This is a genomic window from Chitinophaga chungangae (genome assembly GCF_017742215.1).
GTDB lineage: Bacteria > Bacteroidota > Bacteroidia > Chitinophagales > Chitinophagaceae > Chitinophaga > Chitinophaga chungangae.
Genome location: NZ_JAGHKP010000002.1, coordinates 164,355 through 174,791, shown reverse-complemented (window position 1 = coordinate 174,791; position 10,437 = coordinate 164,355). Strand labels below are relative to the sequence as shown.

The window sequence follows — 10,437 nt, the reverse complement described above, 5'->3', positions numbered from 1 at the left end:
ATCGACTTCAATATCAAAACAAGTGTTAATTTTGTGCGTCAACCAATTTCAACTCTTGCATATATGCAATTTCCAGGCCACGCAACCCGGTTTATCGTTCTGGCTGAGGACGATCATGACGACCAGGAAATGTTGCAATTCGCCTTCCGGGAAGTAGACCCGCAAATGCGGCTTATTTGCCTGCCCAATGGCAAAAAATTCATGAACTGGCTGGGCGAGCGGCCAGACGATGCTTTGCCGTCCGTTATCGTGCTGGATTACAACTTGCCCGAGCTCAACGGCGCGGAGATCATGCAATTGCTGGGGCCGGACGAACGCCTGCGGAACATTCCGAAGATCATCTGGAGCACTTCCAATTCGCCGGTTTTCCGTTCCATCTGTATGGACCTCGGCGCCAGCGATTACATCGCCAAACCCAGCGACCTTGCTTCGTATATCGCCATCGCCCGGCATATCCTGTCTTTTATGTGAATCTTTTTCTATTTTAAAGGCCTGAATCCAAACCCTGCCGCATGAAGAAGGTTATTTCCCTGTTATTCAGCATTTTGCTTTTCCCTTACGCCTTATTTTCCCAGGAACGTAAGCCCGACCGCAAACTTGAAAAGGCGCTTGCCGCCATGGTGGCCGATTTTAAAGGCACCGCCGGCGTATACGTGCTGCATGTGCGCAGCGGGCGTTTCGCGGCCGTGAACGCGGATACGATTTTCCCCACTGCCAGTATCGTAAAAGTGCCTTTGCTGGCGGGCGTTTTCGACAAGATCGAAAAAGGGGAGCTGCAATGGCACCAGCCGCTGGTGTACCGCGATTCCGCGAAGTATGGCGGCTCGGGACTGATGCAGTTCTTCAAAGACAGCTCCGAAACCGAACTGAGCGTGCTGGTCGCTTTGATGATGGCCTACAGCGACAATACTACCTCGCTCTGGAACCAGGCGCTGGCGGGCGGCGGCGCACGGGTGAACGAATTGCTGGCGCAATACGGGCTGAAAGACACGCGGGTGAATTCCCGTACGCCCGGGCGCGAAGGAAACCGGGCGGTGTTCGGCTGGGGGCAGACCACCCCGCGCGAAATGAGCACGCTGCTGCTGAAGATCCGCCAGGGCGAAGTGATCAGCAAAGGCGCAAGTGAAAAAATGTACCGGCTTATGACGAAAGGGTATTACGACGAACAGGCCGTTTCGGAAGTGCCGCCTTACGTGCAGGTGGCCGCCAAAACCGGCTCGGTGAACGAATCGCGGTCGGAGCTGGCGCTGGTGAACGCCCCGCACGGCGATTACGTATTTTATGTAGGTACCAAAAATATCAAAGATCAGCGGTGGGAGGCAGACAATGAGGCCGTGCAGCTCATCCGGAAAATAAGCGCTTACCTTTGGGCGTACTACGAACCGAAGAGCGGCTGGAAACCAACGTGGGACGTACTGAAAAAATAGAACGGATGGAAGCAGTCATCGCTCTTCACAACGTACGGAAGAGTTACCAGGATTTTCATGTGCTGGATATCGCCCGGCTCGAATTGCCCGCGGGCATTTACTGGCTGCAGGGCGAGAACGGCGCCGGCAAAACCACCTGCATGAAAGTAATGGCCGGCCTGATCCCTTTTAAAGGCGAGATTATTTTACAGGGCAACGTCAGCAGTCACCGCCAGCCGGTGGCTTTCCGGCGGCTGATCAATTATGCGGAAGCGGAACCGTTATACCCTTCGTTCCTCACCGGCCGCGACCTGCTGGAGCTGTATCTCGGCACGAAAGGCGGGAACCGGCAGCAGGTTATGGAACTGGGCGAGCGGCTGGGCGTGACCGGCTACATGCAAAACCCGGTGAGCACCTATTCCAGCGGGATGTTGAAAAAATTATCGCTGCTGCTGGCGTTTACGGGCAATCCTTTGCTCATTTTGCTGGACGAGCCGCTGATCACCATCGACAAACAGGCGCTGGCGGTGTTGTACGACCTTATCAGGGCTTACAGCGCCAACGGCGTTTCATTCTGCATCACTTCGCATCAACCCCTCGACCAGCGCGAGCTGCCGGTGAGCGGCACTTTGCGCGTGGCGGCAAAAAATATTGCATTGGTGTGATGGGAAATGTGACGGCCATATTGCAGAAGATCTTCGTGCGCCGGTTCTACATTCAGAACACGCTGTTTTTCCTCGTGCTTTTTTACCTGCTTTTCGGCGTGGTAGACGGCGGCAGCCTCATCAGCTACCACCGTTCGCTCATGCTCGGTTTTATGGGCAACCTGTATTTCCTGCTGCTCGTGCTGGCCCTGTGGGCTTTGTACGGGATGAAATGTGCCGGTTTTGTGCTGAAAACTTTCCAGACGCAGGGCTTCGAATTTTTATACCCCACCCTCGGCAGCGTGGAAAAACCGGCGCGCCGGCGGCTCTGGCTGCTGATCCACACCGGGATTTACATGCCGGTGCTGGTGTATGCCGGCATCGCGGTAGCAGTGGGCATCACGCGGGGCTTTTGGCTGGCGGGCTTGCTGGTGGCCGTTTTTAACCTCCTGGCGTGTTTCCTGCCGCTGGCACTGTACGAGCGCAAGCTCCACCGGCCGGACGTTACTTTTTTCACGGGTTATTTGCAACGCTGGCTCAACCGCCGGTTCGTGAAATTGCCCGGTCTTTATTTTTTCTATGAGCTCTTTACCAATTACCCGCGCCGCATTCTCAGCGTAAAACTGGCGTGCGCGGGCATCCTGTGGCTCACGTTTTACCTGCTGCGCCAGACCGGCGGCTTCGACGCGCGGGGGCTGATGCTGGGCGGAATGCTTTGCGTGATCGCGCACGGGCAGCTGATGATGCAGCACCGGGCGTTCGACGATACATACCTCGGTTTCCTGCGCGGGCTGCCGCAGCCGCTGTGGCGGCATTACCTGCGTTTGGCGGGCATTTACCTGCTGCTTTTCCTTCCCGAAATAGTTATGATGGCCGCCAACAAAACGCCCCTGTCTTCGCTGACCGGCTGTTTCGTGCTGGCGGCGGCCATGCTGCTGCTTTTCCGCAGCCTGCTTTATTTCCCGAAAATGAATGCCGAGGTCCACATGCGGTACGTACTGCTCGTCTCCTTTGTAACGCTGTTCATGGTGCTGGCCGGGTACGAATGGCTGGCGGCCAGTGTGATGGTTCCGGCTTCAGCGGGTTTGTTTTTCTTCCTCTTCCCCCGTTACGAAACATATGTTGAACCGCGGTCATAGCACGACCGGTTTATATGTGTGTCAAAAAAAACCGGCATGAATGCATTTTCTTGATAATTTTGTTGCAGACCAACGGTATTCATTTATATTCCATTGTCGCAGGGTATGCAATCAGAGAAGGAGTTGCTGCAATTGGCAGCGGGTGGGAACGAATTGGCGTTTACAAGGCTTTTCCACGGATATAAATATAAATTGTACGGCTTTGTTTTCAGGCTGACCGGTACGCATGTTTCGGCGGAAGACATAGTGCAGGATATTTTCGAGAAGTTGTGGAAAGACCGTGAAACGCTTTTGCAGATAGACAGCTTTCAGAGTTATATTTTCCGCATGGCGCAAAACCATGCCATCAACGGGTTCAAACGAATGGCCCGTGAAGTGACCATCCTCAAACAGCTGGCCGACGCGCCCGCCGTTCCTTCCTCCATCACCCCGCAGGGCAGCCTGGCGCTGAAAGAAACGCAGGAGCGCCTGCGCAACGCTATCCAACAACTGCCGCCGCAGCAAAAGATCGTATTCCTGCTCAGCCGCGAACAGGGCGTGAAACACGAAGAGATTGCCAGGAGGCTGCAGATCACCACCGGCACTGTCAAAAATCACATGATCCAGGCACTGCGCACCCTGCGCAAACAAATGCGGCATTATCCCAACTCGCTGGACGCCATCTACTTTGTAATGGTGTTGATAATGGTGTGGGGGACGTAAAAAAATTTTCCCCCGCACTATGCCTATTTGTTTTCCCGTTTGTCTTACTTCCCGACAAGGCAATACTCCTCGTTATTAAAACATTCAACCATATGTCTGACGCCAGGGTCCGTTATCTCGTTACGCGCTTTTTTGATGGTTCCATCACTTCGATGGAAAAAGAAGAGCTGGCCGCCTGGGTGGAACAGGCTGGAGATGACGACGCGTTGAAAAAAGTGCTGGAAGAAGCCTGGGATCATTACGAGCCGGACGCGGAGCTGCGGCAAGACGCCGATCCCGCGCTGAACAGGATCATCGGCAACCTGTTTTTGCCGGAAGAGCCAAAGCCGCGTTTCCGTTTTATCAAACGATTTGCCGCGGCCGCGGCGGTTGCGCTGGTGGCGGGCGCGGGCATTTATTATTTGTACAAGCCCTCCGGCGGCCATCAGCCTGTTGCCGCAGCAAATATTGCCAACGACGTAATGCCCGGCGGCGCCAAAGCCGTGCTCACATTGTCTAACGGTCAGCAGATCGTGCTGGACGATGCGGCGGACGGTGTGCTGGCGCAGCAGGGCGGCACCAGCATCAGCAAACAGGCGGGCGGGCAGATCGTGTACGACGCCTCGGGCGATGCTTCGCGGGAAATATTGTACAATACCATGAGCACGCCGAAAGGCGGAGAGTACCAGCTTACATTGCCGGACGGCACGAAGGCCTGGCTCAACGCCGCATCGTCCATCACTTATCCCACCGCGTTCGCGGGCCGGGAAAGGATCGTGCGGGTGAGCGGCGAAGTATACCTGGAAGTGGCGAAAAATAAAGACAAACCTTTCCGCGTACAGGCTGGCGATGTGCAGCTGGAAGTGCTCGGCACGCATTTCAACGTAAACGCCTACGGCGACGATAAAACGGTGAGCACCACCTTGCTGGAAGGCAGCGTGAAAGTGAACGCCGCCGGCAACAGCCGCGTGATAACGCCCGGGCAGCAGGCGAAAGTGGCGCAGGGCGGGAAAATGACGGTAGATGCGAACGTGAACATCGCGGAAACGATGGCCTGGAAAAACGGCCGCTTCGTATTCGAAGGCGCTTCCATCGAAACGGTGATGCGGCAGCTCAGCCGGTGGTACGACGTGGAAGTGAAAGCGCTGGAAAATGTGGACGATCTCTTTTTTGTGGACGTGCCGAGAAATAAAAAAATATCGGATGTGCTGAAAGCGCTGGAACTGACAGGCAAGGTTAAATTCAGAATAGAAGGAAAAACGATTATGATACTGAAATAAAAGCAACCGGAAAGCAAGGAATCAAAAAACGCCCTGCCTGGTCCGCAGGGCGTTGAAAACGTCCGAGCTTATCCAACTTTCCCGTTATTGACACACAGTTTTATTGGTTCACTCAAACTATGCAAATCTATGCATTTAAAGCTCCTTTGTGCCTCCTTGCCGGAGGGAATTAACAAAAAAATGCGGGTTATGAAACTCACCGCTTTGCTACTCTTATCCGTTTGTATGTGCGTAAGCGCAAAAACAGTCAGCCAGACGGTTACGCTGTCTGAAAAAAATGCTCCGCTCGACAAAGTATTCCGCGAGATCAAAAAACAAACAGGGTACTCATTCGTTTACACGGCCAGGCAACTGGCGAAAGCCACGCCCGTAACGCTTACGGTGAAAAACAGCAACATCCGCGAGGTGCTGGACATCTGCTTCCGTAACCAGCCGCTCATTTACACGCTGATGGACGATATGGTGATCGTAAAAGAAAAAGCCGTATCCGCCGCCATCGCGATGGCAACTGAAACCGCCGCCAAACCGCCCATGAAAGTGCGGGGAACTGTGAAAGACGAGACCGGCGCACCTTTGATCGGTGCGGCGGTAATGATCAAAGGCACCCAGAAAGGGAGCCTTACCGATGCCAACGGCGCTTTCCAGCTCGAAGCGGACCTCAATTCCGTGCTCATCGTTTCCCTGCTGGGTTTCGAAAGCAAGGAGATCGCCGTTACCCGGGAAGAAATTTCCGTAGTGCTGCAAACCAAACAGAGTGAACTGGAACAGGTGGTGGTTGTGGGTTACGGCGTGCAGAAAAAAGTGAACCTGACAGGTTCCGTGGCCACCGTCAATTCCAAACAGCTGGAAAACAGGCCCGTGACCAGCGTTTCCAACGCATTGCAGGGCACCATGGCCGGCGTGGCGGTAACCGCGGCCAGCAGCGGCCAGCCCGGTAAAGACGGCGGCACCATCCGCGTGCGCGGCATCGGCACCCTCAATAACAGCAACGCCATGGTAATGGTGGATGGTGTTATTTCATCCATGAACAATGTGAACCCGGACGATATTGAAACCATTTCCGTACTGAAAGACGCGGCATCCGCCGCCATCTACGGTTCCCGCGCCGCTAACGGCGTGATACTCATCACCACCAAAAAAGGAAAAAAAGGCGCGCCGCAGATCACGTTCAACACCTATGTCGGCAAACAGAACGCCACCGCGCTGCCGGACTTCCTTCCTTCGTGGCAGGCCGCCACTTTGTACAACCAGGCGCTGAAAAACGAAGGCAAACCGGTGCGTTACACCGATGCGGAGATCAGCAAATTCCGCGACGGCTCCGATCCGTTTAATTACCCGAACACGGACTGGCTGGACCTCGCCTACAAAGGCAACGGCATCCAGCAGAACTATTACCTCGGCGTAAGCGGAGGTTCCGATAAAAGCCAGTATTCGTTTTCCCTCGGCATGTACGACCAGAACGGGATCATGAAAGAAACCAACGCCAAACGTTATACCACGCGTTTCAACATCAGCCAGAACCTGACCGACCGGCTGAAAGTATACGGCAACCTGGCGTACACGTATTCCATCACCAAAGAACCGCAGGCAAGTTATCCCGGCGTGCCGGACTTTACGCAGATCATCCGCCAGTTCAACCGCATTTCGCCCATCGTTCCGTACAAATATGCGAACGGCCACTACGGCAGCATCGGCGACGGCAACCCGGCCGCATGGCTGGAATCGCCCAGCTACGGCCGCGAAAACTATGCGGACCTGCTCGGCAATGTGGGCGCGGACCTGGAGATCCTGGAAGGGCTGCATTTCAAACCTTCCGTTGCCTACACCATGCGTACCGGGCAAACAAAATCGTTCGTGGCAGACATTCAATATTTCAACGCACAGGGCGCCCCTACTTTCTACCAGGGCCCCAACTCCGTTACAGACGGCAATACGACCAGCAACGTGGTGACCTTCCAGCACCTGCTGGACTACACGCGCACTTTCGGCAAACATAACCTGAAAGCCATGGCCGGTTATTTCCAGGAATACACGAAATACACCTTCAACGAAGGTTACCGTAAAAACCTGCTCAACAACCAGCTGGGCCAGGTAAACCTCGGCTCGCAGGACGGTCAGCGCGCGGAAGGGTATGCTTACGAAGCCGCGCTGCGTTCTTATTTCGGGCGTATCAACTACGACTTCGACGGCAAATATCTTTTTGAAGCGAACATCCGCCGCGACGGTTCTTCCCGTTTTTCGCCGGACAACCGCTGGAGCAATTTCCCTTCTTTCTCCGCCGGCTGGAACATCGACCGGGAAAACTTCTTCACGCCGCTGAAACAAACGGTGAGCGCGCTGAAGCTCAGGGCTTCGTGGGGCGAGCTGGGCAACCAGATATTGTCAGACAATACGGATTATCCCTCCACGCCGTTTTACCCGTACCTGCCCACGTTTAACGCAGGGCAGAACTACACCTTCGGCGGCACCGCCGCCATCATCGCCAACGGCATTGCGCCGGTGAACGGGGCTAACCCGATGGTGATGTGGGAAACCACGGCGGAGACCAACGTTGGCATCGACGCGGCTTTCCTCGGCGGAAAATTTACGCTGACGGCGGACTGGTTCAAAAAAGACACCCGCGGCATCCTCATCAAACTGCCTATCGGCGCTACTTACGGCCTCGAAGCGCCTACGCAGAACGCGGGCAAGGTGCAGAACAAAGGCTGGGAGTTCACCGCAGGCTATAACGACAGCAAAGGCGACTTCTCCTGGAACGCCACCGCCAACGCTTCTTTCATCGACAACAAAATTGTTGACTACGTTTCCGAAGGGCCCAGCGGCTACACCATCAAACAGGAAGGGCTGCCCATCAACGCGCTGTGGGGTTATGTGGCCGAAGGCATCTTCCAGTCGAAAGAAGAGATCGCCGGCCACGCCAAACAATCCGCCAACACACAACCCGGCGACCTGAAATATAAAGACCTGAACGGCGATAAAGTGATCGATACGAAAGACAAGGAATTTCTGGGCAACTATTACCCCAAGATCACTTACGGCCTGAACCTTGGCGGTTCCTGGAAAAGCGTGGACATGACCATCTTCTTCCAGGGCGCGGCCGGCGTAAAAACCTACATCGATGCGGGCAAGGTGGGAACGATCAGCACAAGCTCAGGCAAACCTACTTCCGCGATGCTCGACACCTGGACCGATGCGAATACCGGCGCTTCCCTGCCGAGAGTGCTTTCTACGCAGCAGCAGAACGATCCTTCCAGCATGCCTTCTTCCTTCTGGGTGAAAGATGCGTCGTACCTGCGCCTGAAAAACCTGCAGATCGGTTATACGCTTCCGCAGGGCCTGCTCGACAGGATCGGGATCAAAAAAGCGCGGGTGTATTACAGCGGCCAGAACATTCTCACTTTCAGCGGTCTTTACAACTGGATAGACCCGGAAGCGCCTTCCACCAGCAGCATTTATTATTATCCGCAGGTGAAAGTGAACACTGTAGGCTTAAACGTAACTTTTTAAGGCCAGCAAAAAACGAACACGATGAAACCGGGCATGCCAATGCGGGGTTCCATCCGCCAAACAGGCGAATGCGTTCACAGAGACTAAAAAGACTTTGTGAGCGAGACAATTAAAAGAAAAATATTAACGGATGAAAAGGAAATTATTTTATCTCATAGCCATTTCAGGCACGTTATTGACCGCATGTAACAAAGACTTCCTGGACCGTACGCCGGAAGACGCTTACAGCAACGAATCCCTCTGGACCTCCGAAGCCGACGCCCGCGCCGCGCTCAACGGATGTTACCGCGACTGGGAAGACAGCTACAACGTGATTTACATGGATTGCGCGTCTGACAACGCTTACAGCCAGTTTCTCTGGGAAGGGTACATGAACATCGGCAACGGATCGCTCACACCTTCAGACGGCAACGTGACCAACCGCTGGAATTTCAAAACCATCCAGAAATGCAACTGGTTCCTCGAGAACGTGGACAAAACGCCAATGGACGAAACGCTCAAGACCCGTTTTAAGGCTGAAGCGCGTTTCCTGAGAGCGTATCAATATTACACGCTTACGCAGCTGTACGGCGACGTGCCGCTGGTGACCAACACGCTGACGCCTACGGAGGCCAACGCCGTAACCCGCACGCCCGTTGCCGAAGTGCAGAAATATGTGCTCGACGAGCTTGCCGCCATCGCGCCGCAGCTGGAACCTTCGTATTCCGGCGCGGACGTGGGCCGCATCACCCGCGGCGCCGCATACGCGCTGCGCGCCAGGCTGGAGCTGTACATGGGCAATTACGCCGGTTGTATCGAAGATTGCCAGAAAGTGATGGGCCTCGGCTACGATCTTTTCCGGAACACTTCCAGCCCGGCGGCCAGCTACCAGGATCTTTTCCGTATCCAGAATGAAAATAACACCGAAGTGATCCTTGACATGCAGTACAAGGAAAACGATTACCCGAACGGCAACATCGGCATCATGCCTACTTCGTCTTCAGGCGGCTGGAGCAGCGTGGACCCCACGCAGGCTTTGGTGGACGCTTATGAAATGAAGAACGGCAAGCTGATCACGGACCCCACGTCCGGCTACAATGCAAACGATCCGTACGCCAACCGCGACCCGCGCCTTTCAGCCAGCATTGTTTACCCGGGGCAGATGTACGACGGGAAATATTACAACCCGATCGATCCCGCTTCGGGAGATTTTATGCTGGGAGACAATAACTCCAAGACCGGCTATCTCCCGAAGAAATTCATCTCTAACCTTTCCGACTACACGGATATGTGGAACACCGGTCTGAACATGATCATCATCCGGTATGCGGACGTGCTGCTGATGTACGCCGAATCGAAGATCGAGACCGGCTCGATAGATGCCACCGTGTACGACGCGCTCGACAAGATCAGGGCCCGCGCCGGCATGCCCGTGGTAGACCGCCTCGTTTACAACAGTCAGCCAACCCTGAGAACGCTGGTGCGCAGGGAAAGAAGGGTAGAACTGGCGCTGGAAGGCCTCCGCTGGTACGACATCAAACGCTGGAAGATCGGCGATGAAGTAAGAAAAGGAAACGTGTACGGCGCAAGACAAGGGAAAGTAGACGCCAATACCGGCAAAGTTACTTTCACCGCGGATCACCAGCTGGTGGAAAGCCGCCTCTTCGACGCGACCATTCACTACGTTTGGCCAGTTCCGCAGAAAGAGATCGACATCAACGGGAAATTGTCGCAGAACCCGAACTACTGATCACGTACTACAGCGATAGATAAAGGGCTGGCCGGCCGGCCGGCCTTTTTT

Annotated in this window: 8 protein-coding genes; all 8 read left to right on the top strand. The window is 54.8% G+C overall.

The features are described from left to right. Positions 1-63 precede the first annotated feature (63 nt). On the top strand, positions 64-471 hold the full coding sequence (locus J7I43_RS08770; protein WP_209145298.1) for a response regulator: 408 nt from the start codon (positions 64-66) through the stop codon (positions 469-471). Positions 472-512: 41 nt separating this feature from the next. Further along, positions 513-1,427 (top strand): serine hydrolase, encoded by a 915-nt coding sequence (locus J7I43_RS08765; RefSeq protein WP_209145297.1) that lies wholly within the window; start codon positions 513-515, stop codon positions 1,425-1,427. Between the two features lie 5 nt (positions 1,428-1,432). Beyond that, positions 1,433-2,071 carry an ABC transporter ATP-binding protein gene (locus tag J7I43_RS08760; protein ID WP_209145296.1) on the top strand — a complete coding sequence of 213 codons (639 nt, stop codon included), beginning with the start codon at positions 1,433-1,435 and terminating at the stop codon, positions 2,069-2,071. Further along, positions 2,068-3,189: a hypothetical protein gene (locus tag J7I43_RS08755; RefSeq protein WP_209145295.1), complete on the top strand. Its 1,122-nt coding sequence runs from the start codon at positions 2,068-2,070 to the stop codon at positions 3,187-3,189. Before J7I43_RS08760 ends, J7I43_RS08755 begins: the two co-directional genes overlap by 4 nt. 105 nt (positions 3,190-3,294) lie before the next feature. Next, positions 3,295-3,891 carry an RNA polymerase sigma factor gene (locus J7I43_RS08750; RefSeq protein WP_209145294.1) on the top strand — a complete coding sequence of 199 codons (597 nt, stop codon included), beginning with the start codon at positions 3,295-3,297 and terminating at the stop codon, positions 3,889-3,891. 92 nt (positions 3,892-3,983) lie between these two features. Further along, the gene (locus J7I43_RS08745) at positions 3,984-5,150 is read left to right on the top strand and encodes a FecR family protein (protein WP_209145293.1); all 1,167 of its coding nucleotides are present in this window, start codon (positions 3,984-3,986) and stop codon (positions 5,148-5,150) included. A gap of 189 nt (positions 5,151-5,339) precedes the next feature. Next, positions 5,340-8,657: a TonB-dependent receptor gene (locus tag J7I43_RS08740; RefSeq protein ID WP_209145292.1), complete on the top strand. Its 3,318-nt coding sequence runs from the start codon at positions 5,340-5,342 to the stop codon at positions 8,655-8,657. 130 nt (positions 8,658-8,787) lie between these two features. Continuing rightward, the gene (locus J7I43_RS08735) at positions 8,788-10,386 is read left to right on the top strand and encodes a RagB/SusD family nutrient uptake outer membrane protein (protein WP_209145291.1); all 1,599 of its coding nucleotides are present in this window, start codon (positions 8,788-8,790) and stop codon (positions 10,384-10,386) included. Positions 10,387-10,437 lie beyond the last annotated feature (51 nt).